At 68.7% G+C, this 26,329-nt stretch carries 29 protein-coding genes; 12 read left to right on the top strand and 17 right to left on the bottom strand.

Annotated elements, in window-relative coordinates; translation table 11 throughout:
- Positions 1-80: 80 nt before the first annotated feature.
- Genes ACZ3HV_RS08350 through ACZ3HV_RS08335 form a run of 4 tightly spaced genes read right to left on the bottom strand, consistent with a single transcriptional unit; the run spans position 81 to position 3,193 of the window.
- Complete coding sequence (locus ACZ3HV_RS08350; RefSeq protein ID WP_465682169.1) at positions 81-1,328, bottom strand: DUF445 domain-containing protein; 1,248 nt, start codon at positions 1,326-1,328, stop codon at positions 81-83.
- 35 nt (positions 1,329-1,363) lie between these two features.
- Entirely contained in the window at positions 1,364-2,560 is a 1,197-nt protein-coding gene (locus ACZ3HV_RS08345) for an MFS transporter (RefSeq protein WP_465682167.1), read from the bottom strand.
- Positions 2,550-3,026, bottom strand: coding sequence for a hypothetical protein (locus ACZ3HV_RS08340; protein ID WP_465682165.1), 477 nt, complete (start codon positions 3,024-3,026; stop codon positions 2,550-2,552). Before ACZ3HV_RS08340 ends, ACZ3HV_RS08345 begins: the two co-directional genes overlap by 11 nt.
- On the bottom strand, positions 3,023-3,193 hold the full coding sequence (locus tag ACZ3HV_RS08335) for a hypothetical protein (RefSeq protein ID WP_465682164.1): 171 nt from the start codon (positions 3,191-3,193) through the stop codon (positions 3,023-3,025). The genes ACZ3HV_RS08340 and ACZ3HV_RS08335 overlap by 4 nt, the downstream gene beginning before the upstream one ends.
- Positions 3,194-3,287: 94 nt before the next feature.
- Here ACZ3HV_RS08335 and ACZ3HV_RS08330 point away from each other — a divergent pair, with 94 nt between their 5' ends.
- From ACZ3HV_RS08330 to ACZ3HV_RS08315, 4 genes are all read left to right on the top strand, one after another.
- Complete coding sequence (locus ACZ3HV_RS08330) at positions 3,288-4,439, top strand: alpha-hydroxy-acid oxidizing protein (RefSeq protein ID WP_465682162.1); 1,152 nt, start codon at positions 3,288-3,290, stop codon at positions 4,437-4,439.
- Positions 4,436-5,080 (top strand): HAD family hydrolase, encoded by a 645-nt coding sequence (locus ACZ3HV_RS08325; protein WP_465682160.1) that lies wholly within the window; start codon positions 4,436-4,438, stop codon positions 5,078-5,080. Before ACZ3HV_RS08330 ends, ACZ3HV_RS08325 begins: the two co-directional genes overlap by 4 nt.
- A 77-nt stretch (positions 5,081-5,157) precedes the next feature.
- Positions 5,158-6,309: a serine hydrolase domain-containing protein gene (locus ACZ3HV_RS08320; RefSeq protein WP_465682158.1), complete on the top strand. Its 1,152-nt coding sequence runs from the start codon at positions 5,158-5,160 to the stop codon at positions 6,307-6,309.
- Positions 6,290-7,147, top strand: coding sequence for an alpha/beta fold hydrolase (locus ACZ3HV_RS08315; protein ID WP_465682156.1), 858 nt, complete (start codon positions 6,290-6,292; stop codon positions 7,145-7,147). Before ACZ3HV_RS08320 ends, ACZ3HV_RS08315 begins: the two co-directional genes overlap by 20 nt.
- Positions 7,148-7,157: 10 nt before the next feature.
- On the opposite strand, the gene ACZ3HV_RS08310 is transcribed toward ACZ3HV_RS08315, so the two are convergent.
- Both ACZ3HV_RS08310 and ACZ3HV_RS08305 read right to left on the bottom strand, forming a co-directional pair.
- Positions 7,158-8,237 carry a 2-oxoacid:ferredoxin oxidoreductase subunit beta gene (locus ACZ3HV_RS08310; RefSeq protein WP_360359706.1) on the bottom strand — a complete coding sequence of 360 codons (1,080 nt, stop codon included), beginning with the start codon at positions 8,235-8,237 and terminating at the stop codon, positions 7,158-7,160.
- Positions 8,234-10,228, bottom strand: a complete 1,995-nt coding sequence (locus ACZ3HV_RS08305; RefSeq protein WP_465682154.1) for a 2-oxoacid:acceptor oxidoreductase subunit alpha — start codon at positions 10,226-10,228, stop codon at positions 8,234-8,236. The genes ACZ3HV_RS08310 and ACZ3HV_RS08305 overlap by 4 nt, the downstream gene beginning before the upstream one ends.
- A gap of 273 nt (positions 10,229-10,501) precedes the next feature.
- On the opposite strand from ACZ3HV_RS08305, the gene ACZ3HV_RS08300 reads away from it, so the two are divergent.
- Positions 10,502-11,332, top strand: coding sequence for a hypothetical protein (locus ACZ3HV_RS08300; protein WP_465682152.1), 831 nt, complete (start codon positions 10,502-10,504; stop codon positions 11,330-11,332).
- Between the two features lie 10 nt (positions 11,333-11,342).
- A complete protein-coding gene (locus ACZ3HV_RS08295) occupies positions 11,343-11,699 on the top strand; it encodes an NADH-quinone oxidoreductase subunit A (protein ID WP_360359698.1) in 357 nt (118 codons plus the stop codon).
- Positions 11,700-11,713: 14 nt separating this feature from the next.
- Here the strand turns inward: ACZ3HV_RS08295 and ACZ3HV_RS08290 are convergent, their stop codons facing one another.
- The gene (locus ACZ3HV_RS08290) at positions 11,714-12,613 is read right to left on the bottom strand and encodes an ornithine cyclodeaminase family protein (RefSeq protein WP_465682150.1); all 900 of its coding nucleotides are present in this window, start codon (positions 12,611-12,613) and stop codon (positions 11,714-11,716) included.
- Between the two features lie 329 nt (positions 12,614-12,942).
- Between ACZ3HV_RS08290 and ACZ3HV_RS08285 the strand changes: the two genes are divergently transcribed.
- Positions 12,943-13,161, top strand: coding sequence for a hypothetical protein (locus ACZ3HV_RS08285; protein ID WP_360359692.1), 219 nt, complete (start codon positions 12,943-12,945; stop codon positions 13,159-13,161).
- Positions 13,162-13,262: 101 nt separating this feature from the next.
- Here ACZ3HV_RS08285 and ACZ3HV_RS08280 read toward each other — a convergent pair whose 3' ends face one another.
- From ACZ3HV_RS08280 to ACZ3HV_RS08265, 4 genes are all read right to left on the bottom strand, one after another.
- Positions 13,263-16,178, bottom strand: coding sequence for a helix-turn-helix transcriptional regulator (locus ACZ3HV_RS08280; protein WP_465682148.1), 2,916 nt, complete (start codon positions 16,176-16,178; stop codon positions 13,263-13,265).
- Positions 16,179-16,291: 113 nt separating this feature from the next.
- Positions 16,292-16,444 (bottom strand): hypothetical protein, encoded by a 153-nt coding sequence (locus ACZ3HV_RS08275; RefSeq protein WP_465682146.1) that lies wholly within the window; start codon positions 16,442-16,444, stop codon positions 16,292-16,294.
- 13 nt (positions 16,445-16,457) lie between these two features.
- Positions 16,458-16,586: a hypothetical protein gene (locus tag ACZ3HV_RS08270; RefSeq protein ID WP_360359684.1), complete on the bottom strand. Its 129-nt coding sequence runs from the start codon at positions 16,584-16,586 to the stop codon at positions 16,458-16,460.
- A 272-nt stretch (positions 16,587-16,858) separates the two neighbouring features.
- Entirely contained in the window at positions 16,859-17,077 is a 219-nt protein-coding gene (locus ACZ3HV_RS08265; protein WP_465682143.1) for a hypothetical protein, read from the bottom strand.
- A 364-nt stretch (positions 17,078-17,441) separates the two neighbouring features.
- On the opposite strand from ACZ3HV_RS08265, the gene ACZ3HV_RS08260 reads away from it, so the two are divergent.
- Both ACZ3HV_RS08260 and ACZ3HV_RS08255 read left to right on the top strand, forming a co-directional pair.
- Complete coding sequence (locus ACZ3HV_RS08260) at positions 17,442-18,209, top strand: aminoglycoside phosphotransferase family protein (RefSeq protein WP_465682141.1); 768 nt, start codon at positions 17,442-17,444, stop codon at positions 18,207-18,209.
- A gap of 58 nt (positions 18,210-18,267) precedes the next feature.
- Positions 18,268-18,672: an NUDIX hydrolase gene (locus ACZ3HV_RS08255; protein WP_465682139.1), complete on the top strand. Its 405-nt coding sequence runs from the start codon at positions 18,268-18,270 to the stop codon at positions 18,670-18,672.
- A gap of 217 nt (positions 18,673-18,889) precedes the next feature.
- Here ACZ3HV_RS08255 and ACZ3HV_RS08250 read toward each other — a convergent pair whose 3' ends face one another.
- From ACZ3HV_RS08250 to ACZ3HV_RS08230, 5 genes are all read right to left on the bottom strand, one after another.
- Positions 18,890-19,354 (bottom strand): DUF4395 domain-containing protein, encoded by a 465-nt coding sequence (locus ACZ3HV_RS08250; protein WP_465682137.1) that lies wholly within the window; start codon positions 19,352-19,354, stop codon positions 18,890-18,892.
- Positions 19,355-19,636: 282 nt separating this feature from the next.
- Complete coding sequence (locus ACZ3HV_RS08245; RefSeq protein WP_465682136.1) at positions 19,637-19,915, bottom strand: contact-dependent growth inhibition system immunity protein; 279 nt, start codon at positions 19,913-19,915, stop codon at positions 19,637-19,639.
- Between the two features lie 160 nt (positions 19,916-20,075).
- Positions 20,076-20,786 (bottom strand): GntR family transcriptional regulator, encoded by a 711-nt coding sequence (locus ACZ3HV_RS08240; RefSeq protein ID WP_465682134.1) that lies wholly within the window; start codon positions 20,784-20,786, stop codon positions 20,076-20,078.
- Entirely contained in the window at positions 20,786-21,298 is a 513-nt protein-coding gene (locus ACZ3HV_RS08235; RefSeq protein WP_465682132.1) for a cysteine hydrolase family protein, read from the bottom strand. Before ACZ3HV_RS08235 ends, ACZ3HV_RS08240 begins: the two co-directional genes overlap by 1 nt.
- Positions 21,298-22,755, bottom strand: a complete 1,458-nt coding sequence (locus ACZ3HV_RS08230; protein ID WP_465682130.1) for a purine-cytosine permease family protein — start codon at positions 22,753-22,755, stop codon at positions 21,298-21,300. The genes ACZ3HV_RS08235 and ACZ3HV_RS08230 overlap by 1 nt, the downstream gene beginning before the upstream one ends.
- Before the next feature lie 245 nt (positions 22,756-23,000).
- Between ACZ3HV_RS08230 and ACZ3HV_RS08225 the strand changes: the two genes are divergently transcribed.
- From ACZ3HV_RS08225 to ACZ3HV_RS08215, 3 genes are read left to right on the top strand one after another with little or no spacing between them, the layout of a single operon-like run.
- Positions 23,001-23,849, top strand: a complete 849-nt coding sequence (locus ACZ3HV_RS08225; RefSeq protein WP_465682128.1) for an alpha/beta fold hydrolase — start codon at positions 23,001-23,003, stop codon at positions 23,847-23,849.
- Between the two features lie 4 nt (positions 23,850-23,853).
- Complete coding sequence (locus ACZ3HV_RS08220) at positions 23,854-24,405, top strand: NADH-quinone oxidoreductase subunit B (RefSeq protein ID WP_360359667.1); 552 nt, start codon at positions 23,854-23,856, stop codon at positions 24,403-24,405.
- The gene (locus tag ACZ3HV_RS08215) at positions 24,402-25,139 is read left to right on the top strand and encodes an NADH-quinone oxidoreductase subunit C (RefSeq protein WP_465682125.1); all 738 of its coding nucleotides are present in this window, start codon (positions 24,402-24,404) and stop codon (positions 25,137-25,139) included. The genes ACZ3HV_RS08220 and ACZ3HV_RS08215 overlap by 4 nt, the downstream gene beginning before the upstream one ends.
- Here ACZ3HV_RS08215 and ACZ3HV_RS08210 read toward each other — a convergent pair.
- A complete protein-coding gene (locus ACZ3HV_RS08210; RefSeq protein ID WP_465682123.1) occupies positions 25,130-26,320 on the bottom strand; it encodes an NmrA family NAD(P)-binding protein in 1,191 nt (396 codons plus the stop codon). The genes ACZ3HV_RS08215 and ACZ3HV_RS08210 overlap by 10 nt on opposite strands.
- Between the last annotated feature and the right edge of the window lie 9 nt (positions 26,321-26,329).

Below are 26,329 nucleotides of genomic sequence, written 5' to 3'. Positions count from 1 at the left end.
CTGCCGCGTGGGTTCATCTGTCGTCTTTTCTCTACCTTCGCCCCCCCCCCCCCCCCCCCCCCCCCCCCCCCCCCGGGACCCTAGAGCAGCTGGCTGACGGTGTGGATGACCAGGCCGACGAGGGCGCCGACGACGGTGCCGTTGATGCGGATGAACTGCAGGTCGCGGCCGACGTGCAGTTCGATCCGCGCGGAGGCTTCGCGGCCGTCCCAGCGCTCGATCGTGTCGGAGATGACCGAGACGATCTCGTTGCCGTAGGTGCGGACGACGTACCCGACGGCCTCGGCGGCGCGGGCGTTGACCTTCGAGCGCAGGCCATCGTCGTTCTGGAGCCGTTTGCCCAGATCCTGCAGGGCCGCCGTGGCGCGGACCTGCAGCGTGCTCGACGGGTCCGCGATCGCCTCGATCAGCGCCGTGCGTACGGCGTCCCAGACGGCAGTCAGGCTGGAGCCCATGTCCGGATGGGTGAGCATCCGGGCCTTGAACGCCTCGAACCGGGCCATCATCTCGGGGTCGTGCTGCAGGTCGTCGGCGAGCTGGCTGAGCAGCCGGTCGATGGCCTTGCGGGCCGGGTGCGACTGGTTGTCCCGTACGTCGGCCAGCCAGGCGAGCGCCTCGCGGTGGATCCGGTCGATCACCAACCGGTTCACCCACTGCGGTGACCAGCGCGGCGCCCGCGGGCCGACCACGTCGGCGAGCAGCTCGCGGTTGTCCCGCAGCCAGTCGTACGCCTCGACCATGAGCAGGTCGAACAGGGCGTGGTGGGCGCCGTCTTCGACCACGCCCTGCAGGAAATGCCCGGCGATCGGGCTCAGCGGCTCCTGCACGAACCGGGGCAGCAACGAGCCGCGGACGAACGTGGTCACGTCGTCGTCGCCGAGTCTCGGCAACGCCGCGCCGATGGTCCGGGCGCCCTCGGCCACGATCCGCTCGGCATGAGTACCGTCGGCCAGCCACTCACCGGCCCGGCGGCTCACCTCGGCGGTACGCATCTTCTCGGCGACTACCTGTTCGGAGAGGAAGTTCTCGGTGACGAACTGCTCCAGGCTCTCGGCCAGGCTGTCCTTGCGGGTCGGCACGATCGCGGTGTGCGGGATCGGCAGCCCCAGCGGCCGCCGGAACAGCGCGGTGACCGCGAACCAATCCGCCAGCGCACCGACCATCGCCGCCTCGGACGCCGCGTTCAGGTACGCCCAGCCGCCGCTGCGGTGCAAGGTGGCCACGTAGATCACCGCGGCGAGTATCAGCAGCGACAACGCCACCAACCGCATCTGCCGCAGCCCACGCCGCCGAACCAGGTCAGCGGCGCCCAAAGTCATGGTCGCCATACCTTGATCTAACCAAGTCGCTGGTGATCAAACCCTCAGGCAAGCACCTGATTCGCCCCCCGGCGATCCATCAGACCCGAGATCAGCGCGAGGACCAGGCCGGCGGCGGCGAGCGCGGCGCCGAGTCGGCTGGGCCACTCGTAGCCGAAGCCGGCGGCCAGTACGACGCCGCCGAGCCAGGCCCCGAGCGCGTTGGCGATGTTGAGGGTGGAGTGGTTGAGCGATGCCGCCAGCGACTGGCCCTCGTGGGCGACGTCCATCAAGCGGGTCTGCAGCGCCGGGACCAGGATGCTGGCCGAGAAGCCCATCGCGAACACCCCGATCAACGCACCCGGCTTGGACTGCGCCAGCCACCCGAACGTACCGAGGACCACGCCGACCGCGACCAGTCCGCCGTACACGCTCGCCATCAGGTTGCGGTCGGCGAGCCGGCCGCCGACCACGGTCCCGCACGTCATACCTATGCCGTACACAGCCAGCACGATGGTGACCGCGGCCTCGGAGAAACCGGCCAGTTCCGTCATCGTCGGGGTGATGTAGGAGTAGGTGGCGAACATGCCGCCGAAGCCGACCATCCCGACCAGCAGGGCCATCCACACCTGCGGCCGGGACAGCGCACTCAGTTCGCTGCGGATGTTGACGTCACTGCCGACCGGCTGCGGTGCGACCCAGAACCAGACCGCAACCAGGGTGAGCAGTCCGAGTACGCCGACCGCGAGAAACGGCGCCTGCCAGCCGAGCCGCTGGCCCATCAGCGTGGTGACCGGTACGCCGATGATGTTGGCGACCGGGAGTCCGAGCATCGACATCGAGACCGCCCAGGCCCGCCGGTTGGCCGGCACCAGCGAGGCGCCGACGACCGCGCCGATCCCGAAGAACGCGCCGTGCGGCAGGCCGGTCAGGAACCGGGCGGCCATCAGGAACTCGTAGCTGGAGGCAACGGCCGAGAGTACGTTGCCGAGCACGAAGACGGCCATCAGCCCGAGCAGCAACCGCTTCCGCCCGGTCCTCGCGGCCAAGGCTGCGATCAAGGGCGCGCCGACCACGACGCCCAGCGCGTACGCCGAGATGACGTGGCCGGCCGTCGGGATCGAGATGTTCACCCCGTCGGCGATCTGCGGCAGCAGCCCCATCGTGACGAACTCGGTGGTCCCGATCGCGAAACCACCGGTCGCCAGCGCGAACAACGCCAGCCCGACGTGCCGCGTGGTGATGCGAGTGTCAGGAGTCACCGAACTTTTCACGGCTGATTGTCGCATTCACCAGCAGGATCACCGCCAACAGGGCGAAGACCGCGTTCCCGATCAGGTCGACCGTGTGCGAGGCATCCATCACCGGCGCCTCGGGGAACGCGTGCCACGCGTAGGTGAGCAGCGCACCACCCGCGAGGGCGAGCGAATGCAGCTGAGTCCAGCCGGTACGCCGGGACCAGCGCACGATCACGATCGCCCCGAGGACCTGGATCGCCGCAATCAGGCCGGCCTCGAGCCACCCGTTCGAGACCAGATCGTCCACCAGCATGAACGCCGAGGTCAGCACCAGGCCGGTGATCCCGACCAGCCAGGCCTTCGGCGCCGTACCGGCAGTGTGACGAGGTGCGCGGCCACCGATCCAGGCGCCGAGGGCAACGAGTACGACGATCCCGACGCCGACGCCGGCGAACTGGGCCGGTGACGCGACGAACGAGTCACTGCTCATCCCGAAGGCCGTGGTCGCGACGATCCCGGTGCCAGGAACAGCAGCGCGAACAGCTTGCTGATCGGGATGTTCCCCAGCAGGAACTCGGCTACCAACGGCGACAGGAAGAACAGTCCAAGCGCCGGCAGGGTCCGCTTCATCACTCCCACACCTCTCTCATCGGTCACGCTGACAACTCTCGCGGCCGGCGAGAGTGCCTACCGATGCGATCCATCCCGATCCACGGCTGACGGATGTCATGGCGTTGTGGGAGCATCCGGCATGGCCAACTTTGGGGACTTTCAGCTGCAGATCTACTTGCAAGGGATGTTGCAGGGGACGCGGCCGGAGATCACGACCGACCTGGCCCGGCTGGAGTCGCAAGCCGCCGGGAAGCTACCGGTGGAGGCGATGGGGTACATCGTGCCGAGCGCGGGCAGCGGAGCGACGGCGCGAGCCAACCAGGTGGCGTTCGATCGCTGGCGGCTGGTGCCCCGGATGCTCCGCGGCAGCACCGAACGCGACCTCTCCTGCACCGTCCTCGGTACGGCGATGCCCGCGCCGGTGCTGGTCGCACCGATCGGTGTCCAGACCTTGGCCCACGCCGACGGCGAGCTCGCGACAGCCCGCGCCGCCGACACCCTCGGCCTGACCTACACGCACTCCACCCAGGCCAGCCACGCGATCGAGCAGATCGAGGCGAGCAACAAGTGGTTCCAGCTGTACTACCCGACCGACCGCGACGTCTGCCTGAGCTTCCTCCACCGCGCGAAAGCCAGCGGGTACGGCGTACTCGTCGTCACCCTCGACACCGGAACGATCGGCTGGCGGCCGGCCGATCTGGACCGCGGGTTCCTGCCGTTCCTGAAGGGTGAAGGGCTGGCGAACTACTTCAGTGACCCGGCGTTCCAGTCGAAGCTGGCCAAGCCGGTCGCCGAGGATCCGGGTGCGGCGGTGATGCAGTGGGCGCAGATGTTCCCGAACGTCGGCCTGGCCTGGGACGACCTCTCGTTCCTGCGCGACAACTGGGATGGCCCGATCGTGCTGAAGGGGATCACCGCCGTCGAGGACGCCAAGCTCGCGGCCGAGCACGGTGTGGATGGCATCGTGGTCTCGAACCACGGTGGCCGTCAGGTGGATGGCGCGATCGCCTCGCTGGATGCGTTGCCGGCGATCGCGGATGCGGTGGGGGAGCAACTGACGGTCCTGTTCGATTCCGGCGTACGGACTGGTGCCGATGCGGCGAAGGCGCTCGCGCTTGGTGCGAAGGCGGTGCTGCTCGGTCGTCCGCTGCTCTACGGTCTCGCGCTGGCTGGGCAGGCGGGGGTCGAGCATGTTCTGCGGTGCTTCCTGGCGGAGCTCGACCTCACGCTGGCGCTGGCCGGGTACGCGAACCATCGCGAGCTGAACCGGGACTCGGTGGTTCGGGCGTGAAGGCGGTCATCTTCGACCTGGACGACACCCTGTTCGACCACATCGGGTCGGCGACGTACGCGATCCGCGCGTGGATCCCGGAGCTCGGTGGCACGCCCTCCGACGAACTGGTCGCGCAGTGGTTCGTGATCGAGGACCGCATCTACCCGCAGTGGCTGGCCGGTGCGCTCACCCACCAAGGTCAGCGCCGCGGCCGGCTCCGCGACTTCCTGCCGCTGATCGATCATCCGGTACCGTCGACCGACGCGGAGCTGGACCAGCTGTTCACTGGCTACCTGCGCCACTATCAGGGCAGCTGGACCGCGTTCGCGGACGCCCGGGCCGCGCTGGAAGTTGCCCGCAGCAACGGTTGGCGGATCGGCGTACTGACCAACGGGAGCACGACGCAGCAGAACGCGAAACTGGCCGCGATCGGGCTGGCCGACCTCGTCGACGTCGTCTGTACGTCGGAGTCCCTCGGCGTCAGCAAGCCGATGCCGGAGGCGTACCTGCTCACCTGCGCGGCGCTGGGCGTGGATCCGGCGGACACGCTGATGATCGGCGACAACCTCGAACTGGACGTCGTGGCCGCACAGGCCGCGGGTCTGACCGCACGGCACCTGGACCGCGCCGCCGGGATCACGCTCACCGAGCTCCTCTGAAGATTCGCGAGCCATTGCCGTGTAGCATCTATTCCAGCTATCGTCTTCTCTGAAATGTTTGTTACAGAGGAGAACTGATGGAGCGAGTCGCCGCGGTGGTACGGCGGTACGTCGACGCGGGACGGTATCCGGGCACGGTGACCGTCGTCGCCCATCGGGACGAGGTGCTGCTGTTCGACGCGTACGGGCGGGCCGACGCCGAGCGGGATCGCGCGATGCGCCCGGACACGATCTTCCGTATCTACTCGATGACCAAGCCGATCGTGAGTCTCGGGCTGATGCAGCTCTACGAAGACGGCCTGTTCCAGCTGGACGATCCGGTGGTGAAGTACCTGCCCGCACTCGGCCGGCCGAAGGTGCACGACGACGGTGGCCTGCGGGAGTCGGATCGCGAGATGACGGTGCGAGACCTGCTGATGCACACATCCGGGCTCGCGGCGTCGAACGGCAAACATCCAGTCAGCTTGATGTACCAAGAGGCTGGGCTGACCGGCATGGATTCGGACGCATCACTGTCGGAGCTGCCGGCGCGGCTGGCCGGGCTTCCGCTGCAGGCGGATCCGGGGTCGCGCTGGATCTACGGGATCTCCACCGACCTGGTCGGGTTGCTGTGCGAGGTGATCAGCGGGCTGCCGCTGGATCGCTATCTGCGGACCAGGATCTTCGACCCGCTCGGGATGGTCGACACCGGGTTTTCGGTGCCTGAGGCAAGCAGTTCCCGGCTCGCCGCGAACTATGCGTACGACGACGGTGGCTTCAGGCTCATCGATGATCCGCTGACGAGTGCCTACACCCGGCCGCGGTCGTTCCTGTCCGGGGTCGCCGGGCTGGTGTCGACGGCGGGGGACTACCTGCGGTTCACGCGCATGCTGGCCGGTGGCGGTTCGCTCGACGGCGTGCGGATCATCGGACCGCGGACGCTACGGTTCATGACCACCAACCATCTCCCGGGCGGTCAGGATCTCGCGGCGTACGCCGACTTCGGCGGTGAGACCAAGCGGGCGGGACAAGGCTTCGGCCTCGGCTTCGGGGTGCTACTCGATCCGGTGGTCGCCCAGACCATCGGCACACCCGGCGAGTACTTCTGGGGCGGCGCAGCCTCGACCGCCTTCTTCGTCTCCCCGGCCGACGAGCTTGTCGTCGTCTTCCTCACCCAACTACGTCCTTCGGCCAGCTACCCCGTCCGCCGAGAGCTGCGTGCCGCGGTCTATGCCTCACTCGACGACTGACGACGGCGGCCGGCTCCGGACCCAGGCGGCCGACGACCGACGACCCTGGACGCGGACCCAGGCGGCCGACGACCGACGACCCTGGACCCGGACCGACGACGGCTGCCACCTCTGGACCGAGGTCTCCGGTGACGGTCCGCCCGTCGTACTCGTGCACGGCGGCCCCGGCTGGTGGGACGTCTTCCAGGACCTCACCCTGCCCGACGTCACCATCCACCGCTGGGACCAACGAGGCTGCGGCCGCTCGGACCGCCGCGGCCCCTACACCCTCGCCCGCTTCGTCGCCGACCTCGAGACATTCCGCCAGAACACCGGCCACGACCAGGTCACCCTCATCGGCCACTCCTGGGGCGCCGCACTCGCCCTGCAGTACGCCGACGCGCACCTCGACCACCTCAGCCACCTGATCCTGGTCTCGAGCACCGGCCTCGACGGCCCGCCACCCACCTACCGCCAACGCGTCGCGGAGATCCTCGCGGACACACCGTCCGACGACCCCTGGATCGCCCGCTTTTCCACGGGTTTCGCCAACCGAACGACCGCACTCGGCGACACGCTCCGGCTCAACACCCCTCGCTTCGAGCCCAACCAGGAGTGCGCCGACGCCCTCCGCGCCGAGCTCCGCACCGTGCCCGACCGGGCGGCTGCTTGCCGACGGGTCGCCGTACCGACGCTGCTGATCCACGGCTCCGACGATCTCAGGCCGCCGTACGTCATCGACAGCCTCCTCGAAGCGCTCCCGGACGCAGAACGGGTAGTGCTCGACGGCGTCGCGCACTACCCGTGGGTGGAGGATCCCGACGGCTTTCAGAAAGCCGTCGGGTCCTTCCTGAGCTAAAGACTCAGCATCAGTTGACGGTCCAGGTGTCCGCGCCGGTGACGAGGGCCTGCAGGTCCCCAGTGCCCTGGGCTTCCTGAGCGGTGCTGATCTGCTGCCGGACCATGTCGTCGTACGCCGGGCGGTCGACCGAGCGGAACACGCCGATCGGAGCGCGGTGCAGAACGCCAGCGTCCGTCAGCCGGGACAAGGCGAACGCGTACGCCGGGTCCTCGGTGTGCGCGTCGTGGACAACGAGATCCGCCTCGCCGCCAGGCAGGTCGGCGACCTCGCGCACGGCCAGCGAAGCGAAGCCATCACGGACGACACCCAGCCGGCCGTCGGTGCCGAACCGGATCGGCTCACCGTGCACCAGCGGGATGATCGCGTCGTCCCGCGTCTCCGGATCCTTGAACGCCTCGAACGCGTTGTCGTTGAAGATCGGGCAGTTCTGGTAGATCTCCACGAACGCCGTGCCCCGGTGTTCCGCGGCCGCGCGCAGCACCGAGGTCAGGTGCTTGCGGTCGGAGTCGACCGTGCGGGCCACGAACGTCGCTTCCGCGCCGAGCGCCAGCGACACCGGGTTGAACGGGTTGTCCACCGAGCCCATCGGCGTCGACTTCGTCACCTTGCCCGGCTCGGAGGTCGGCGAGTACTGGCCCTTGGTCAGCCCGTAGATCCGGTTGTTGAACAGCAGGATCTTCATGTTCACGTTGCGGCGCAGAGTGTGGATCAGGTGGTTGCCACCGATCGACAGCGCGTCGCCGTCACCGGTCACGACCCACACGCTGAGGTCGGGCCGGGACACCGCGAGGCCGGTCGCGATCGCCGGCGCGCGGCCGTGGATCGAGTGCATGCCGTACGTCGACAGGTAGTACGGGAACCGGGACGAGCAGCCGATCCCGGACACCATCGCGACGTTCTCGCGCTTGATCCCGAGCTCGGGCAGGAAGCCCTGGAAGGCCGCGAGTACGGCGTAGTCACCGCAGCCGGGGCACCAGCGGACCTCCTGGTCCGACACGTACTCCTTGCGGTTCTGTGGTTCGGTCGCGGCCGGTACGCCACGCAGGCCGCCGGGCAGACTCGGCAGGCCGAGGTCGACCGTGCTCATCGTGCTCCCTCCGGGTGGTGCAGCTGGCCGTTGGAGCGGCCGTTCGGCTCGGTGTGCAGCGCTTCGCCGTGCGTCAGGCTGGCCGCGGCCTCGCCCATGTGCCGGGCGTCGTCGTCGATGCCCTCGGTCTCCTCGACCAGGTTGCCGATCACCTCGGCCAGCTCGGCCGCGCCGAGCGGCATGCCCCGGACCTGCGCGTACGAGACCACGTCGACCAGGTACTTCGACCGCAGCAGCATCGCCAGCTGGCCCAGGTTCATCTCGGGCACCAGGACCTTCTCGTACGACTTCAGCAGGTCGCCGAGGTTCGACGGGAACGGGTTCAGGTTCCGCAGGTGCGCCTGCGCGACCTTGCCGCCGACCTTGCGGACCCGGCGGACACCGGCGCCGATCGGGCCGTACGTCGAACCCCACCCGAGCACCAGCACCTTCGCCGTACCGTCCGGGTCGTCGACCTCGATCGGCGGGACGGCGATCCCGTCCACCTTCGCCTGCCGGGTACGGATCATCAGGTCGTGGTTGGCCGGGTCGTAGGAGATGTTGCCGGTCTTGTCCTCCTTCTCCAGACCACCGATCCGGTGGTCCAGACCCGCCGTACCCGGGATCGCCCAGGCGCGGGCCAGGGTCTCCGGGTCGCGCAGGTAGGGAAGGTAGGCCGGCTCGCCCTTGTCGTTGGTCGCGTTCGGCTCGAGGGTGAAGTTCGGGTCGATCGTCGGCAGGTCCTCGATCACCGGGATCTGCCACGGCTCGGAGCCGTTGGCCAGATAGCCGTCGGACAGCACGATCACCGGGGTGCGGTAGGTGACCGCGATCCGGGCCGCCTCGATGGCGATCGCGAAGCAGTCCGCGGGGGACTGGGCCGCGAGCACCGGCAGCGGCGCCTCGCCGTTGCGGCCGAACATCACCTGCAGCAGGTCGGCCTGCTCGGTCTTGGTCGGCATCCCGGTCGAGGGGCCGGCGCGCTGGATGTCGCAGACCACCAACGGCAGCTCGAGCATCACGCCGAGGCCGATCGTCTCGGACTTCAGGCTGATGCCCGGGCCGGACGACGTGGTCACGCCGAGCGCACCACCGAACGACGCGCCCAGGGCGGCGCCGACACCGGCGATCTCGTCCTCGGCCTGGATCGTGGTGACGTTGAACCGCTTGAGCTTGGAGAGCTCATGCAGTACGTCGGACGCTGGGGTGATCGGATACGCGCCGAGCACCAGCGGCAGGCCGGCTCGCTGGGCGCCCGCCACCAGGCCGTACGCCAGCGCGAGATTGCCGGAGATGTTCCGGTAGGTGCCGGTGGCCATGTGAGCCGGCTTGACCTCGTACCGGACCGAGAACTCCTCGGCGGTCTCGCCGAAGTTGTAGCCCGCGCGGAAGGCCGCGATGTTCGCGTCCCGGATGGCCGGCTTCGACGCGAACTTGGTCTCCAGGAACGTGATCGTCGACTCGATCGGTCGCTGGAACAGCCAGGACACCAGGCCGAGGGCGTACATGTTCTTCGCCCGGGACGCGTCCTTGCGGGTCAGGCCGAACTCCTTGACCGACTCCACCGTCATGCCGGTCAGGTTCAGCGGTACGACGTGATAGCCGTCGAGCTCGCCGGTCTCCAGCGGGTTCTCGTCGTACCCGATCCGCTTCAGGTTGCGGGCGGTGAAGTCGGCGGTGTCGACGATCAGGGTGGCGCCGCGCGGGACGTCGCGCAGGTTCGCCTTGAGGGCCGCGGGGTTCATCGCGATCAGCACATCGGGCGCATCACCAGGCGTCAGGATGTCGTGGTCGGCGAAGTGGAGCTGGAACGACGACACTCCCGGCAGAGTCCCGGCTGGTGCCCGGATCTCGGCGGGGAAGTTGGGCAGGGTCGACAGGTCATTGCCGAACGATGCCGTTTCCGCTGTGAACCTGTCCCCCGTGAGCTGCATCCCGTCGCCGGAGTCGCCGGCGAAGCGGATCACCACGCGGTCGAGCTGCTTGACCTCGATGGTCACTGTTCTGTTCATCTCCAAGTCGAAGCTTGGGTCGGCTTACCGCTTGGTGGGCGGCAGGTCGATCCCCCCAGCAGGGCGATAACCCCAATATTAGTTCGCCCTTAGAACAGAACCATGCAGAAGCCCCGGTGGTCCACAGCCTGGGACGCAGTGTTAGAGGACCGCATCCGTGGGATAGGACGAAATCTCCCAGCGTCACACTGCGCAGCCGCTCGCTTGCGATCAGCAGTGCGAGGCGGCAGGGTGTCGGCATCAAGTTGTGATCCACCTGGTTGGAGTTGTCCCATGGGCCGTCGCCCTCGCCCTCGCCGTAGCCGTGTTCTTGTCGCGCTGCTGGCCTTCGGGCTGGCCGGATGCGCGGCTCCGGCGGCCCCGGCGGACAGTGCGCTGAGTCTCGGCAGTACGGCGGTCGCGGTGGTGCCGGCGTCCGTGACCGCGACACCGCGGACCGCGAAGATCTACAGCATCCGGACGACGGACGCGACCAAGGGCGTGATCACGGTGATCGGCACGCTCTCGCCGGCGCCGAAGACCGGGACCCGGATCCCGCTGCACCAGTGGATCCCGTCCGCCAAGCGGTGGCGGGAGGTCGCGCACGGGTACTCGTCCGGCACCAGCGTGACGATCATCACCGTCCAGCCGGGGTCGGTCCGGACGTATCGCATCGCGATCGGTGCGCAAGCGCCGTACGGGGCGGCCATCTCGCCGATGATCAGCTTCAAGCACTACGTGTGGCGCGGGATCTTCAAGAAGGGGCTGCTCGCCGCGGGTGGTCAGGGTCAGCCGCAGTTCAACATCGTGCCGCCGAAGGAGGGGCCACGGCGGGCCGAGGCCGACCTGCTGGCCGACCGGGGCGGCTACGTCTGGGGTGAGGTCGACTCGACCGGCTGCAGCTACGTGCGGAACTGGCTCGGCAACCTGACCGACGGGACCGTCCGGGTGTCGCTGCACAACGGGATCAAGGCGATGACCTCGGTGCTGCAGAAGCAGGAGACCGAGACCTGGCTCAACTACAAGATCCTCGGCGTGACCCGGCTGCGCTTGCAGGTCGCCGACGTTCGCTCCGGCTACGGTCCGTACGTCGCGGTCGACTCGATCCTGCTCTGTACCAACTAAGCTGCTGTCCGTGTCGGAGAGCTATGGCGTCGTCCTCGCGGTGGTCGCGCTCGGCCTGGTCGGGCTACTCGGTGCCCTCGCGCTGAACAAGGCGCTCACCGTCACCTATCCGACCGAGGGCAAGCTCAAGACCTACGAGTCGGGCGTCGACCCGGTCGGCGAGGGTTGGGCGCAGGTCCACATCAGGTACTACCTGTTCGCCTACCTGTACGTGATCTTCGCCGTCGACGCGATCTACCTGTTCCCCTGGGCGACCATCTTCGCCGAACTGGGGTTCGCGACGCTGATCGAGATGTTCGTCTTCCTGGCCTTCGTTGCGGTGGGCCTCCTCTACGCCTACCGCAAGGGCGTCCTCCGCTGGACCTGAGCCGCGTCTGTCGTCTAGGCGCGGGCGAGGGCTGCGGCGATGGCCCAGTCTTGGGGGCCGATGCCGACGGACTTGAAGACGGTGCGGCCGGTCGCGGGTGGGGGCGCCGACAGGGCGGGGCCGAGTTCGACCAAGTCCGTGGTCTTCAGTTCGCCTGAAGTGATGGCGTCGACGATCTCGCCGGATTCTTCGAGTGCGGCTTCCCGCTGGTCGACGAGCACTGTGGTCGCGGTGGTGAGGAGGTCGCGGGGGAGTTCGCGCATGGTGGGGCGGAAGGCGCCGATGGCGTTGACGTGAACGCGGGCCGGGAGAGCGTCGGCGGTGAAGAGTGGGGTGGCCGACGAGGTGGCGCAGCAGACGATGTCGGTGTCGGCGATCGCCTCGTCGATCGACGTACTCGGGGTGAACTTCACGTCGGGGAACTCGTCGGCCAGCTCTCGGCTGAGGGCCGCCGCGCGATCGGCCGAGCGTCCGGTGACGGTGACCGCGGCGATCCGTCGTACGGCGAGGACCGCGCGGACCTGGTCGGGAGCCTGAGCGCCGGTCCCGATCAGCGTGAGGCGAGACGCGTCAGCCGATGCGAGCAGGTCGGTGGCGACCCCGACGACCGCGCCGGTCCGCAAGGTGGTGATCGAGCTGCCGTCGGCGACGAGTTGCTCGCCGGCGCCGGTCCAGATCACGGTCGCCCGGATCGCCGGCACCTGGTCGAGCGCGATGCCGATCTTCTTCACCACCGCGGTCCCGGTCGGCGAGTGGTACGCCGACATCACCAGCACCGTCCCGTCCCCGAAGATCTGCCGCGGCGGGAGCACGAAGTTCCCCGCGGCGAGCTCCCGGAACGCGTCCCGCACCGCGTCGATCGCCATACTCATCGGAACCGCACGGCGGACGTCTTCGGCAGAGAGAACCTTCACCGGCCCGAGCATATGGCGGCTGCGGGGGAGTGCATGAAAAGCCGGCGTTGCGGGAACCAAGTCTTCGTCGCGCGGCGTATCTGAACCAGGCGCTCGTCGTGCGACGTATCTTTGGCGAGGTAAGTGAGTCCCGCCCCGCGATAACTGAGAGTAGGTGCGTTCGGAGTCCCGACTTCGTTGCTCGATCACCGTATGTGATTGCAGTGGGCAACAAACGCGAGTTTGAATCGCTCGGGGATAACAGAATGCGTACAGCTGGTCGCCAAGCGGTCGGTTCGGGGTTATGGTGATTACGCGGGGATACGGGGTGAGTACGGGGTGGTGAGGCTATGTCGTGGCAACTGTGGGTGTTGATTGCACTCGCGGCGACCGGGCTGGTGCTGCTGGCCGCGGTGCGAATGCGGCACGCCCGCGAGGTCTTCGACGACATCGTCCGTCTCGACCGTCCGTCGCAGCACCGCCGCACAGACCTTCCCCGTGACGAGCTCGCTCGAGCCCGGGAGCGCCGCGTGCCGCCCGAGCCCGACCGGCACCGCAAGCACGGCTAGCACCAACAACCGCGATCGCCCGGTCCCCACCCGGGTTCCGCCCAGTGCCGCTCACGTTCGGTGGCCCGCACAGCGCCGAAGGTGAGCGGCCGTGGGTAGGTCTACTGATCCAGCAGGCCGTCGCGGCGGGCTACCGCGGCCGCTTCGGTGCGGGAGCGAACGCCCAGCTTGGCCAGGATGTTCGAGACGTGCACGCTGACCGTCTTCTCGCTGATGTACAGCTCGCGCGCCAGCTGCCGGTTGGTCCGCCCCTCGGCCAGCAGCGCCAGTACTTCGGTCTCCCGCGACGTCAGCGCACCCGCGCCACCCGTGTCGACGCCACCGATCTCGTCAAGCAACGGCTTGGCGCCCAGCTCGCGACCCACCTGGGCGGCCAGTGTGGCCTGCTCGTTGGCCTCGGCAACCCGGCCGGCAGCGCGCAACGCGGCCGACAACCGCACCCGCGACCAGGCCTGCTCGAAGATGTATCCGTACCCGAAGGCGTCCACGGTCCGCTCCCACGCGGCCACGTGTTCCTCAGGTGTCGGCGGGTCGATCCCGGCCAGCCACCGAAGCCGCTCCCACTCCGACTCCAGCCGCGCCAGCCAGGCCAGTCCCTCCACGCCCATCAACCGGCCAGGCGGCAGACCCTTCTCCGCCGTCGCCTGCCCCCTGGCGAGCAACTCGGCGCCGCGTGCGACCAGGGCCTCAGCGGCCGCCGGCTCGCCGACCGCTCGATGGCACAACAGTTGCAACCCGAGCGTGGCGAACCGGATCCGGGCGAGGAACCACTCGCTCTGGAAGATGTCGGCACACAGCGCGGACACGTCGGTGATCAGCTTCTCCGCCTCGGCGGGCTGATCCAGCTGCCGGTAGGCGTCGACCGCCGGCTGCAGACCGAGGATCGGCAGCATCACGTCGAGGTCCCACCACTTGCGCATCCGCTCGAGCTCCTCAGCGACGGCGGTATCACCGCGCCCGCCCCGGACGGCGAACTCCACCGCCCGCAGCGCCGCTCCGGCCGCGGCCGGAGTCATCGAGTCCGTCCGAGCCGTCTCGGTCGCGTCGTTCCACTCGCCGAGGATGAACTGTGTCAGCGCCAGCATCCGCCGCGCGTCGAACCCGTACGCCGCCCACTGCCGGCCGAGCTCGCCGGCGCGCTTCGTCGCGAACGCCAGCGCGGACTTCGCGTTGAGCAGATCGCCCTGCTCGTAATGCGTCGACCCGAGCAGGAACCGGCTCCGCACCTCGGCGGCCGGGTCTCCGAGGAGTTGTGCCCGGACGGCGGCCTCCTCCAGCTGCTTCGCGGCGGTCTCCGGATCACCGGCCCGGCGGCGCAGCTGGGCGAGCGTGATGCCGGCGTCACTGGCCGCGGACTCCTGCCCGGCCTCGCGAGCGATCTCCAGCGCCTTGTGCGCCCAGCGTTCGGCCTCCAGCGGACGGCCGAGCGCGTCGGACACCCGCGCGTACAGCGAGGCGACCTGGGCCTTGAAGACGGTGGACGGCTCGTCGTGCACCAGCTTGAGCGCCTGCGAGACCGCTTCGTTCGCCTCCTGATCCTGGTCGATGATCAGCGCGATGTCCGCCAGCGGCAGCAACAACTGGGCGCGCTGCAGCTTGGGCGCGTCGGGAGGCAGATCCGCGAGCGCCTTCCGGAGTAGCTTGAGCGCCCGCAGGTGCTGTGAGGACAGTGTGGCCGCCAACGCGGTGTCGACGATCAGCCAGGTCTTGTCGATCGTGTTGTCCGGCGAGGCGTTCGGGAACAGCTCGAGGGCCATCTCGTAGTGCTTCAGGGCCTCCTGCGGAGCGGCGACCGAGATCGCCTCCTGGCCGGCCCGCACGCGCGCCTCAAACGCGGTCGCCAGGTCGTGCGACCGGGTGGCGTGTCCGGCGAGCTCGGCCGCCGTACCCGCGACGGTCTGGTCCTTCAGCGCCTGGACGTACGCCGAGTGCTGGCGGACCCGCTCACCGGGCAGGAGGTCGTCGTATACAGCCTCGGCCAGCAGGGCGTGGCGGAAGTAGTACCGATCGCTGGTCGGTACGTCGATGATGTGGGCGTCGATCAGCTCACGCAGCGCGTCGTCGAGCTCGCGGTCGGGCAGGTCGGCGACGGCCGTGAGCAGATCGTGCGGGACGCGCCGGCCCGCGACCGCGATCACCTTGGCGAGTTGCCGGGCCCCGTCGGACAACGGGTCGAGCCTGACCAGCAGCAGATCGGCCAGATCCGGAGGCACGGCGTCGCCGTCGCCCATCGACGCCGCGGCGACCAGTTCCTCGGTGAAGAACGCGTTCCCGCCGGCGCGGTCGAGGATGCGCCGTACTTCGGTCTCCGGGAGCGGCTCGGTGATCAGCGAATTCAGCAGGACGCGGGACTCGTCGGCGTCCAGGGGGAGCAGGTTGACCCGCCGCACCCGCGGGTTGCGGGACCACTCGGCGATCGGGCGGCGCAACGGATGCCGTCGGTGCAGGTCGTCACTGCGGTAGGAGACGACCAGGGCCAGGCGCTGCGAGGTCAGCCGGGTGATCAGGAAACCGATCAGGTCCCGGGTCGAGTCGTCGGCCCAGTGCGCGTCCTCGATGATCACCAGCAACGGCTCGCTCGTCGACAGCGCGGTGAACGCGCCGAGGACGGCGTCGAACAGCGCGGCACGGTCCAGCTGGCCGTCCTGCGGCGCCGGCTGAGCGCCGATCAGGCGGTGGGTGGGCAGCAGCCGCCCGATCGCCGGGAAGTTGGTCAGCACGCTCTCGACCAGGTCAGGCCGGTCACCGGCCAGCCGGCCGAAGATCTCGGTGAACGCCAGATACGGCAGGCCGGCGTCGCCGAAGTCGGTGCAGTGCCCGACCAGGACACCGAAGCCGCGCTCGTGCGCGCCGGTCGCCACCTCGTCCAGCAATCGGGTCTTGCCGACGCCGGCGTCACCGGACAGCAGAACGGCACCGGCACGACGCGTTTTGGCGTCGTCCACGGCGCTCAGCAGCGCGGCCATCTCGGTCGAGCGGCCGACGAGAGGTGTCGAAGTCCAGGGCACGTCGTCCATCTTCGCCCCTGGCGCCGACACAAATCGACGGCATCCCGTCCGGTGTGGCTTCTCTGACATGAAAACGCCGTCCCTGATCGCAGCTGCGGGATCAGGGACGGCGGTCCGGGCGCTCATGCGGCCGTGGTGTAGTGGACGGTCTTGCGCGCGTACCGCGGCTGGTGCCGCTCAGCGCGACGCCGGCGGGTCCCCGCCCGGAACTCACGCTTGGTCCGCTCCTGCTTGTAGGCGGTCTCCGCCTGGATCAGCTGAGGTGTGATGTACATGGTGTGCCTCCCTTCAGGCTTTCCGGCCGAACAAGTGGGTGAGGTTCCGGCGGGTCCGGGTGGTCCGGTGGTGCCGGTAGTCACGGGCGAGGCGCTCCCTGCGGTAGTCGACCTCTGCCTTGGCGGTGTCTACGGTGAACATCTGCTTCTCCTTGTTTGCTGCCGGCTTCCTGCCGACACCCGTAATCTGCTCGTCTGAGGTAGGTGCGCACATCGGAACTCCTCCCTATGTCCGCCTCCCAGCGGGCCTTAGGCGCCCTAGGTACGCCGTACGCCGCGTCTAGGGACCCTGGAAAGCGGTTCCGATGCCGGTTCGCGCGCGGCAGGCCGCTGCCGGGAATGACGGCGGCGCGACCGGCTCGGAAAGAGCCGGCCGCGCCGGGTGGGAAGGGGTTTCGGGCGGTGCTCGAGCCGTCACATCGCGGGACGGGCTCGGAGCTCGGGCGCGCAGGGCTCGGGAGCCTGCTGCTTGGGCTTGCGCTGGAACCAGGCCGGGCGCTGGAAGTCGCGCCGGATACGGTCCTGCCGGTAGCGAATCTCAGCCTGGAGCGAGTCGAGTGAGTGGTAAAGCATGATCTCCTCCGCGAGCTTGTCGATGAGAAGACAGTGCGCGCCTGAGGACCCACCCCACATCGGCACATATCCCTACCCCCGAGGCAACAAACCCCTTAGACGCATCCCCCGCGCACTACACCGCCACCCCTCGCCGCGGGGAAGCCCCCCGCGCACTACACCGCCACCCCTCGCCGCGGGGAAGCCCCCCGCGCACTACACCGCCACCCCTCGCCGCGGGGAAGCCCCCGCGTGCTACGCAGCCACTCCCGTCGCTCCGCTCCTCGTCGCAGCCGCTCCGCGTGCTCTCCCACCCACCCTCCGGCCCCTCGCCGGCGCATCCTTGCCGGCTACCGCCGGCGCCTGCGCGCTACCGCGCGCATCTACCGCCCCGTGCTGGCGAATTCCGATGCGCCGGGCGATTGGTCGCGGTTATGGTCCGTTCGTGGCCCCGACCGACGATGAGCTCGATGCTTTGCGGCCGGTCTCGATCAAGGACGGGACCGTCACCAGACCCGCCTCTTCCTGGTCACCGACCGTGCATGCATTCCTGCGGTACTTGCGCGGCCAAGGACTCACGTGCGTACCAGAACCGATCGCTGTCGACGGTGATGTCGAACGGCTCGTGGTCATCGAGGGAGACGCCGGCGCGGACGGCTGGGCGCACCAGCGCTCCGAGGCTGGGCTACGTTCTGCGGCCCGGCTGCTGCGGACACTCCACGACGCGTCCATCGGCTGGGAGCCACCACCGGATGCAGTCTTCTGCGCGCCCGACGTGGAATCCAAGGCGGACACCGTCTGGTGCCACGGTGATGTCGGCCCCTGGAACATGGTGTGGCACGGCGACGAGGCAGTAGGTCTTATCGACTGGGACTTTCTGCATCGCGGACCGCGGCTCGATGACGTTGCCTACGCACTTCAATGGTTCACACCCGCCCGCAGCGACGAGATGGCGCTGACCTGGCACCACTTCCCGACCGTGCCCGATCGGGCCGCGCGAGTACGCGTCTTCCTGCAAACCTATGGCGGATTGCCTTCCTTCGACGTCGCCGAGGCGATCGCCACCCGGATGGAGGCAACCATGGCCATGGAGTTGTCGCTGGCCGAGGCCGGTGTCGAGCCACAGCGGACCTGGGTCGCCGAGGGCAGCCAGGAGTGGGCGGCCGGCGAGGCACGATGGGTACGCGAGCATGCCAACCTGCTGACCCCCTGACAACGGCATGGACGCGCGATCAGCGGCACGAGAGTGCGTTCGCGCCTAGTGTGTCGCCATGGTCGCCCCGATTCCGATCTCAGTCGCTGCACTTGTGCGCGACGGTCTCGTGCTCCTGGTGCATCGCCACCCATCGCGTCGGTGGTATCCCGACTGCTGGGACCTCGTCGGCGGACATGTCGAGTCAGGCGAGTTGCCTCACCAAGCCGTCAGTCGGGAATGCCTCGAAGAACTCGGCGTCCACATCCACCACCCCGTACCCATCCCGATGACGATCAGCGACCCCACCCTCGACAAGCACGCGTTCCTCGTCACACGCTGGGAAGGCGAACCTGTCAACGCCGCACCCGAGGAGCACGACGATCTTCGCTGGTTCCGGCCCAGCGACCTCGCAAACTTGAAGATGGCCGACCCGGCCAGCCTGTCGAGCATCCTGAGCGCCATCCAGATCGCAACCGGTTAGCCGCTACGAACCGCCCGCTCGTCGGCATGAGCGGGCTTCACTCTCGGCGGCATGAGCGGACGCCGGGCCGTCGTCTTGTTGCCGACTGCGGTAATGAGGTCTCGACAATGACCGGCGAAGGCGACGGGCTGCGATTCCCCCGCTGCGCTCGCTCGGGTTCGACGCGGCCCGGATGGGACGTCCCGCTGAATGTGGTGGGGTTCGCGGTCGACCGGACTCAGGCCGGTTTTGGTCGGCGGATCAGATGGTAGGCCTTGCAGCCCAAACACAGCCCGGTGGATGCGTTGAGGGCTGCCAGTCCGAAGGCGAGAGCGGTGAGGCCGTAGCCAGCGACATCGACGCCGAGTACAAAGGTGGTCAGCGCCGGAGCGGTGAACACGAAGCCGACGAATTGGGCGAATCTCGGCGGCCGAGCATCCTCCAACTCGGCCGGCGCGCCGATCCGCGGCCAGATGACACGGGCGAAGATCCGCGCCCACAACGACCACTGAAAACTCACGAACGCGGTGAACGCAAACACGGCGACCTGGGAGGCGAGCAGGCCGAGACCCAATGGTCGAGCAACGTCAACGATGAGCAGCACGACGGCGAGCACGCTCGCTGTGGCCCCGGCGCTGAATCGCAAGAGGCGCGGATCGACATGGGCGCGGAGCGGGCACGCGCCAATATTGGTGCGGCGCATGTGGTTCTCCAGAGAGTGGGATGCCACCTAGTCCGATCCAGATCATGGTACTCGGCCCACACCTGCATCTGTTCGGACCAGTGTTTCAACCACGGGCGCCGCCGGATGCGAGCCGTAAAAGGCGAGACCACGGTGCAGGCGCCCGCTCTCGCACCGTGCCCGTGTCCGAGACGGGCCCGGGAGGACAACGGGGACACGACTCTGACTCCAGCGCGACCGGCTGACATCCCCACACCGCGGGCTCTTCGGACAAGTCACTTCCCGGACCCGCCACCACAAAGCCTACGACCCCACTGCCGGCCGCCTCTTGACACAGAGGGGAGCCAGATCCGGACGTTCAGCGGGACAAGCTTGGTCACTCAGCCTCGCACTCGACGCAACCGGAGATAGCGCAAGACGCTCTGCGAGGCTTGGGTGACGAACCCAGTACTCGACTTTCACCCTCTCGACGGATGCTCTCAACGCGCCGGCATACAGATCGCCTGACACGCACGGATCGCTCTCAAGCCGCTCGATCGCCATCGGGACCAGCCAAAGCAAGCCCTCGTTCTGTCCGACCATGACACGGAGCTCTTCGTCAGTGAGCTGGGGCCACCGTCCTCCTCCGCGGCGATGTTGTCGACGGTAACCCACTGCTGGACTATGAGCTTTCGGCATGACTGCCCTTCGGGGCGACGAGGAGTGGCTGCGTAGCACGCGGGGGCTGCCTACAGTCTCGTGGTTAGGTGCCGTAGGAGAGGCTTAGTTCGTAGTGTTCGGGGTCGAGGAGTTCGTCGGCGTACTCGGCGAAGCGTTCGTCGGCGGTCCAGCTGGTGCGGGTGGTGTGCAGGAACCAGGACCCCTCCGGACGGCTCAGCAGGTCGGCTTCGCCGGGGCTCAGGGGGCGGCCGCGGAGGCGTTGCTCGCAGTGGTCCAGGTACAGCCCGGCGCGGTTCAGGGTGGTGCTGATCGAACCGTTGTCCAGGCCCCGGTCGGGCAGCGAGCGTAGTGAGTCCAGCGCCGGGATCCGGCTGTGTTCGAGGGAGATCGCCGTACCGTCCAACAGTTGCCGCACGCGCTCGATCACGATCACGTCCGGGGACTCGAGCCCGAGGCGTTCGGCCAGGGCGGGATCCTGTGCGAGCTCGATTCGGACGGTGCGCATCCGGGTCTCCACGCCCTGCTCCGACAGCGCGTGGGTCCAGCCGAGCCGTCCGTCCAACGGCCGTCCGTCGAAGAGCACGAACGACCCCTTCCCGGTGCGGGTGGTGATCAACTCGTCGTCGGCCAGTACGGCGAGGGCCGCCCGGACCGTGTTCCGGCTGACCGAGAACCGCCGCGCCAGCTCGACTTCCCCGGGCAGCTGAGCACCACGCCGTACGATGCCCGACTTGATCTCCCGGGCCAGCACCGCCGCGACCCGCTCGTGTTTCAACGTGATTCGGCGCATCATCACCACTGGTCGAGGCTGACGATCTCCAGCATCGGTGCGTACAACCGCATGATGTCGATCGCCTTGCGATGGTTGTCGTCGGTGGACCCGGCGCACGCCTCTTCGACCACTTGCACGTGGACGCCGGCGTCGACCGCGGCGAGCGCCGTACTGATCACGCAGCAGTCCGTGGTCACGCCACCCAGGACCAGCTGCCCGTCCGACCGGGCCGCGAGCTCGGGGCCCCAAGCGCCGAACGTGGTCTTGTCCAGCGTTGGAGCGCCCTTGAACTCGTCGACGAGCTGGTAGTCGTCCGCATCCGGCGGCTGCAGGGCGAACGGGAACTCTTCGTAGTACGGCACCCAGGCACCGGTCGGATTCGCCGGGGCCACGAAGCGGGTGAAGACGACGTTCGGTGCGAAGCGCTCGATCAGCTGCTTGGTCGGCTCGATCACCCGCCCGAAGTCCGGCGTAGCCCAGCCGGACTCCGGGTCAGCGAAGATCCGTTGCAGGTCGATGAGGGCGAGCACCATCAGGCGATCGTCTCCTGTTGCCGTACGGCGGCCGCCCCGGCGAACCGCTGGACGACGAACCCGGCCACCAGCGCGACCAGGACACCGAGGTTCGCGTAGGCCCAGTTGCCGCCCTTGCCGCCGAGGCCGAGCGGGTCGAGCAGGTAGCCCTGCCAGGTCAGCCAGGACGCCAGCGTGTTCGTAACCAGGCCCCAGCCGATGCCGGTGGCAACGAGCATCGTGACCACCGGCAGCCACCGGATGTCGCCGTACCGGCCGTTCGGGGCGTAGAGGTCGTCGTCGGTGTAGTCGCGCCGGCGGGTCGCGATGTCGGCGAGCATGATGCCGCACCAGGCCGCGATCGGGACGCCGAGCGTGATCAGGAAGCCTTGGAACTCGCCTAGGAACTCACCGCCGTAGAACACCACGTAGACGGTCCCCGCGATCATCACCAAGCCGTCGATGAAGGCCGCGACATACCGCTTCACGGGTACGCCGAGCGACAGCAGAGCCAGCCCGGACGAGTAGATGTCCAGCACCGCGCCGCCGACCAGACCGAGCACCGCCACGATCACGAACGGCACCAGGAACCACGTCGGCAACGCCTCCGCCAGCGCACCGATCGGGTCGGCGGCGATCGCCTTGCTCAGGTCCTCCGACGACCCCGCCAGCAGCAGACCGAAGATCAGCAGTACGACGGGGGCCACCGAGCCACCGAATGTCGTCCAGCCGACCACGCCCCGGCTCGACGCGCGGCGCGGGAGGTACCGGGAGTAGTCCGCGGCCGCGTTCACCCAGCCGAGCCCGAAGCCCGTCATCAGGAAGACCAGTGCGCCGATCACCTGCTGGGCAGATCCGCTCGGCAGCGCGGACACCGTGCTCCAGTGGATCTGGTCGGCGACCAGGATGATGTAGACGACCGTGAGGACGCCGGTGACCACGGTGATCACGGTCTGAGCGCGCATGATCAGGTCGAACCCGAGCACGCCACAGGCCACGATCAGTACGCCGACCACGAGCAGCGCGACCACCTTCGTCAGGTTGCCGCCGCCCCAGCCGAGGCGCTCGAACACGGTCGCCGTGGCCAGCGTCGCGAGGATCGTCAGCACGGTCTCCCAGCCGACCGTCAGCAACCAGGACACCAGCGACGGCAGTTTGTTGCCCCGGACTCCGAACGCGGCCCGGCTGAGCACCATCGTCGGCGCCGAACCACGCTTGCCGGCCAGCGCGACCAGCCCGCAGAGCAGGAACGAGAAGACGACCCCGATCAGCCCGGCGATCACCGCCTGCCAGAACGAGATCCCGAAGGCGAGCGTGAACGCGCCGTAGCTGATGCCGAGCACGGAGACGTTCGCCGCGAACCACGGCCAGAACAGCTGCGCCGGCCGGCCCTTCCGTTCGGCCTCCGCGATCACGTTGAGCCCGTTGCTCTCCACCGAGAGCGCGCGGGTCTGTTGCACCTCGAGCTGGTCAGCCATGGTGTCTCCCACCCAGGAATGGACCTGTTCAGTCCTGTTCAATCACGGTAGATCGGCCCACCGGCCCGGTCAAGCAGTCCGGTCAGGGTGCAGCTCGACAGGAGGTGTCACCGTCACCCCGAGCGGTCCGGCCGATTTCACGCCTGGACCCCGGCCCGAGCTTTCACCTGGGACCGACACCTCCTGTCGAGCTGTACATGCGGCGGATGATGGAGATCGCTCATCTGCCGACGAAGGAGCTGAGGATGCCGCTTGGTACAGACGTGGACGGGTTCAGGTTGGCGTACGACCGGATCGGCGAGGGGCCGGCGGTGGTTCTGCTGCACGGCTGGCCGGGCGATCGCACCGACTACCGGGTGCTGGCACCGATGCTGGCCGAGCGTGGGTTCGAGGTGGTGGTCCCGGACCTGCGCGGGTTCGGCGCGTCGGACCGGACGTCCGTGGATCCGATCCAGTACGGCGCGGCCGCGCAGGCGAGAAGCGTGCTCGGGCTGGTCGAGGAGCTCGGGCTGGAGCGGCCGGTGCTCGCCGGGTACGACGTCGGCAGCCGGATCGCGCAGGCGATCGCCCGTTCGCGGCCGGACCTCATCGATGGCATGGTCGTCGCGCCGCCGTTGCCGGGGATCGGGAAGCGGGTGTTCTCCGAGCACGCGCAGGCGGAGTTCTGGTACCAGGCGTTTCACCGGCTGCCCGTGATCGAGGAGCTGATCGACGGCAACCCGGACGCGGTCCGGTCCTATCTGCGGCACTTCTGGACCCATTGGTCCGGGCCTGGGTTCGAGCCGGAGCTGGATCATCTGGTGGAGGTGTACTCGCGGCCGGGGGCGTTCACGGCATCGCTCAACTGGTACCGGGCCGGGGCGGGCTCGGTCGCCGTGTCCGCGGCCGAGATGGCGCCGCCGTCGTACGACCGGATCGCCGTACCCACGGTGGTGCTGTGGCCGGAGTTCGATCCGCTGTTCCCGCGGGCATGGTCGGACCGGCTCGACGACTTCTTCAGCGACGTACGGCTCCGGCCGGTCGACGGCGTCGGGCACTACGCGCCGCTGGAGTACCCGGAGATCCTCGCGGAAGAGATTGTCGGACTAGGCTGAGGCCATGACCGAGCTGGGGATGCCGACGGTGCGGCCGGCGGTGGGTGCGCTGGCGAAGCTCGCGCCCGAGCCGGTCCGGTACCTGCTGAACTGGGGCCGCAAGTACTCGCTCTGGGTGTTCAACTTCGGCCTGGCCTGCTGCGCGATCGAGTTCATCGCGGCGTCGATGGGCCGGCACGACTTCATCCGGCTGGGCGTGATCCCGTTCGCGCCCGGGCCGCGGCAGGCCGACCTGATGGTGGTGTCGGGAACCGTGACGGACAAGATGGCGCCGGCGATCAAGCGGCTCTACGACCAGATGCCGGAGCCGAAGTACGTCATCTCGTTCGGCTCCTGCTCGAACTCCGGCGGCCCGTACTGGGACTCGTACTGCGTGACCAAAGGCGTCGACCAGATCATCCCGGTCGACGTGTACGTGCCGGGCTGCCCGCCGCGGCCGGAGGCGTTGCTGCAGGGGATCCTCAAGCTGCAGGAGAAGATCGCCGGCGAGGACATGACAAGCCGGTACGACGAGCCGTCCGCCGCGGCGCTGACCCGCGGACTGGTGAAGCCTTGAGCGACGACGCCCTCAACGCGCTGACCAGCGCCGGGATCGCCGCGACTTCGGTGGACAGCTTCGGTCCGACGGCGATCGACGTACCGCTGGAGTCCTGGGTGGCGGCGCACGAGGTGCTGCGGGACGCGGTCGGGTTCACGTTCTTCGACTTCCTGAGTGCTTCCGACGAGCTCGGCGACGGGTTCCGGGTGGTGTCACACCTTGCCGACTTCTGGGGCGGCTCGCATGTCGACCATCTGCTCGTCCGGACGCTGGTCCCGCGCGACCTGCCGGTACTGGCGTCCTTGTCGGAGCTCTACGCCGGTGCGAACTGGCATGAGCGCGAGACGTTCGAGATGTTCGGCATCACCTTCGCCGGCCACCCGAACCTGATCCCGCTGCTGCTCCCCGACGGCTTCGAAGGCAACCCGCTCCGCAAGGAGTTCATCCTCGCGTCTCGGGTCGCCAAGCCGTGGCCCGGCGCCAAGGAACCCGGCGAGTCCGACCACGCCCCCGCCGGCGCCCCCAGCCGCCGCCGCACCCTTCCCCCCGGCGTCCCCGACCCCGATACCTGGGGCCCCCGCCCACCCGGATCCCCCGACCCCAGCCCGCTGGCCCCCGCCGAAGCCGCCGCCACACCGGCTCGCCCCCGCCGAGGTCCTGGGGAACGACGAGCCCGCAAACAAGCCGAGTCACCACCAGCCGAGGCACCCCCCGCCGCCGACCCGCCGGCTACGGACTCGCCTCAGGAGTGAACTGGGGTGTAGTAGAAGACTTCCTCTCGGGTGATTTGGCCGGACTGCACCGTGCAGAGGGAGAGCTTGGTGGTGCGGGAGCGGATGCCGGTGCGGACGTTGAGCTGGTCGAAGCTGAAGCGGACGGCGAAGCGGTCGTCGAGGAGTAGTGGACCGACCAGCTGGACCGCCAGGTACTCGACGTCGGCGTTGAGCCGCCGGGCGTTCTCGAGGATGGCGTCGACGCCCTTGACCTCGATCTCTTCGCCGCCGGTTTCGAGTGGGGCGACCCGGACGACCTCTGGAGCGGACAGCGAAAGTGCCTGGTCGAGGCGGCCGGTGCTGAGCGCGTCGACGTAGCGGTCGGCGACCTCAGCCGTGGTCAGCACGCGGAACTCGTCGGCGTGTTCTTCGGCCCACGCCTCGAACGTCAGAGCCGGGCGCCCGGTGAGCTGGACAACCGTGGTCGTGACGGGCTCGGGGTTGTCGACGAGGGTGGACCAGTAGCTGACTGCGCTGTCGGCGATCGCGGGTGGAGCGCCCTGGTCGAGCATCGCCTGCCGGGCGTCGGCGCCGGTGAGCCCCTCGATCCGCAGTTGCTTGCCGACGGCCCGCGCGATCGTCTCGACCTGCTCGGCCTGCGTCAATACCTCCGGCCCGGTCAGCTCATAGGTCTGGCCAACGTGCCGATCATCCAGCAGCGCGAGTACGGCGACCGCGGCGATATCCCGCTCGTGAATCAGCGATCGGCCGGCCTCCGGGTACGGCAGCCGGACGACGTCTCCCTCGCGGAACTCCCGAGCCCAAGCCTGCGCGTTCACCGCGAACCCACCCGGCCGTACGAACGTCCACTCCTTGCCCGCGTTCCGCAGCAGCTCCTCGACCTCGCCCCACACGCCGCCATCCGGGGCATTGAGCGACGACAGGTACACCACCCGCCGCGGCAACTCGCCGACCACGGCCGCCGCGCCCGACGCGTCGAACGACGGCCACAGCAGGAATGCCGCATCCACGTCGGCCGCAGCCCGTCGTACGGCGTCCGCGTCGTAGAGATCACCGCGCACGAGCTCGACGTCCGGCGGTAGTCCGGCGAGGTCCGGCGTACGCACGAGGGCCCGGACGGTCACGCCCGCCGCGCGCAGGCCCTCGACGACGTGCCGGCCGACGCGTCCGGTGGCTCCGGTGACTAGAACGGTGGTCATCTGAATTCT

Source organism: Kribbella sp. NPDC020701, assembly GCF_055562215.1.
This window is presented reverse-complemented; position numbering and strand designations above follow the sequence as displayed.

Bases quoted from the DNA above. Each gene is read 5' to 3' on its own strand.
- ACZ3HV_RS08310 (WP_360359706.1), bottom strand. From the start codon at position 8,237: ATGAGCACGGTCGACCTCGGCCTGCCGAGTCTGCCCGGCGGCCTGCGT.
- ACZ3HV_RS08245 (WP_465682136.1), bottom strand. From the start codon at position 19,915: ATGGTCGGACAGAACGAGGGCTTGCTTTGGCTGGTCCCGATGGCGATC.
- ACZ3HV_RS08235 (WP_465682132.1), bottom strand. From the start codon at position 21,298: ATGGTGCTCGCCCTCATCGACCTGCAACGGATCTTCGCTGACCCGGAG.
- ACZ3HV_RS08250 (WP_465682137.1), bottom strand. From the start codon at position 19,354: ATGCGCCGCACCAATATTGGCGCGTGCCCGCTCCGCGCCCATGTCGAT.
- ACZ3HV_RS08330 (WP_465682162.1), top strand. From the start codon at position 3,288: ATGGCCAACTTTGGGGACTTTCAGCTGCAGATCTACTTGCAAGGGATG.
- ACZ3HV_RS08285 (WP_360359692.1), top strand. From the start codon at position 12,943: ATGTCGTGGCAACTGTGGGTGTTGATTGCACTCGCGGCGACCGGGCTG.
- ACZ3HV_RS08220 (WP_360359667.1), top strand. From the start codon at position 23,854: ATGACCGAGCTGGGGATGCCGACGGTGCGGCCGGCGGTGGGTGCGCTG.
- ACZ3HV_RS08315 (WP_465682156.1), top strand. From the start codon at position 6,290: ATGCCTCACTCGACGACTGACGACGGCGGCCGGCTCCGGACCCAGGCG.
- ACZ3HV_RS08230 (WP_465682130.1), bottom strand. From the start codon at position 22,755: ATGGCTGACCAGCTCGAGGTGCAACAGACCCGCGCGCTCTCGGTGGAG.
- ACZ3HV_RS08320 (WP_465682158.1), top strand. From the start codon at position 5,158: ATGGAGCGAGTCGCCGCGGTGGTACGGCGGTACGTCGACGCGGGACGG.
- ACZ3HV_RS08350 (WP_465682169.1), bottom strand. From the start codon at position 1,328: ATGGCGACCATGACTTTGGGCGCCGCTGACCTGGTTCGGCGGCGTGGG.
- ACZ3HV_RS08225 (WP_465682128.1), top strand. From the start codon at position 23,001: ATGCCGCTTGGTACAGACGTGGACGGGTTCAGGTTGGCGTACGACCGG.
- ACZ3HV_RS08270 (WP_360359684.1), bottom strand. From the start codon at position 16,586: ATGTTCACCGTAGACACCGCCAAGGCAGAGGTCGACTACCGCAGGGAG.
- ACZ3HV_RS08210 (WP_465682123.1), bottom strand. From the start codon at position 26,320: ATGACCACCGTTCTAGTCACCGGAGCCACCGGACGCGTCGGCCGGCAC.
- ACZ3HV_RS08275 (WP_465682146.1), bottom strand. From the start codon at position 16,444: ATGTACATCACACCTCAGCTGATCCAGGCGGAGACCGCCTACAAGCAG.
- ACZ3HV_RS08340 (WP_465682165.1), bottom strand. From the start codon at position 3,026: ATGAGCAGTGACTCGTTCGTCGCGTCACCGGCCCAGTTCGCCGGCGTC.
- ACZ3HV_RS08280 (WP_465682148.1), bottom strand. From the start codon at position 16,178: ATGGACGACGTGCCCTGGACTTCGACACCTCTCGTCGGCCGCTCGACC.
- ACZ3HV_RS08240 (WP_465682134.1), bottom strand. From the start codon at position 20,786: ATGATGCGCCGAATCACGTTGAAACACGAGCGGGTCGCGGCGGTGCTG.
- ACZ3HV_RS08305 (WP_465682154.1), bottom strand. From the start codon at position 10,228: ATGAACAGAACAGTGACCATCGAGGTCAAGCAGCTCGACCGCGTGGTG.
- ACZ3HV_RS08255 (WP_465682139.1), top strand. From the start codon at position 18,268: ATGGTCGCCCCGATTCCGATCTCAGTCGCTGCACTTGTGCGCGACGGT.
- ACZ3HV_RS08265 (WP_465682143.1), bottom strand. From the start codon at position 17,077: ATGTGGGGTGGGTCCTCAGGCGCGCACTGTCTTCTCATCGACAAGCTC.
- ACZ3HV_RS08300 (WP_465682152.1), top strand. From the start codon at position 10,502: ATGGGCCGTCGCCCTCGCCCTCGCCGTAGCCGTGTTCTTGTCGCGCTG.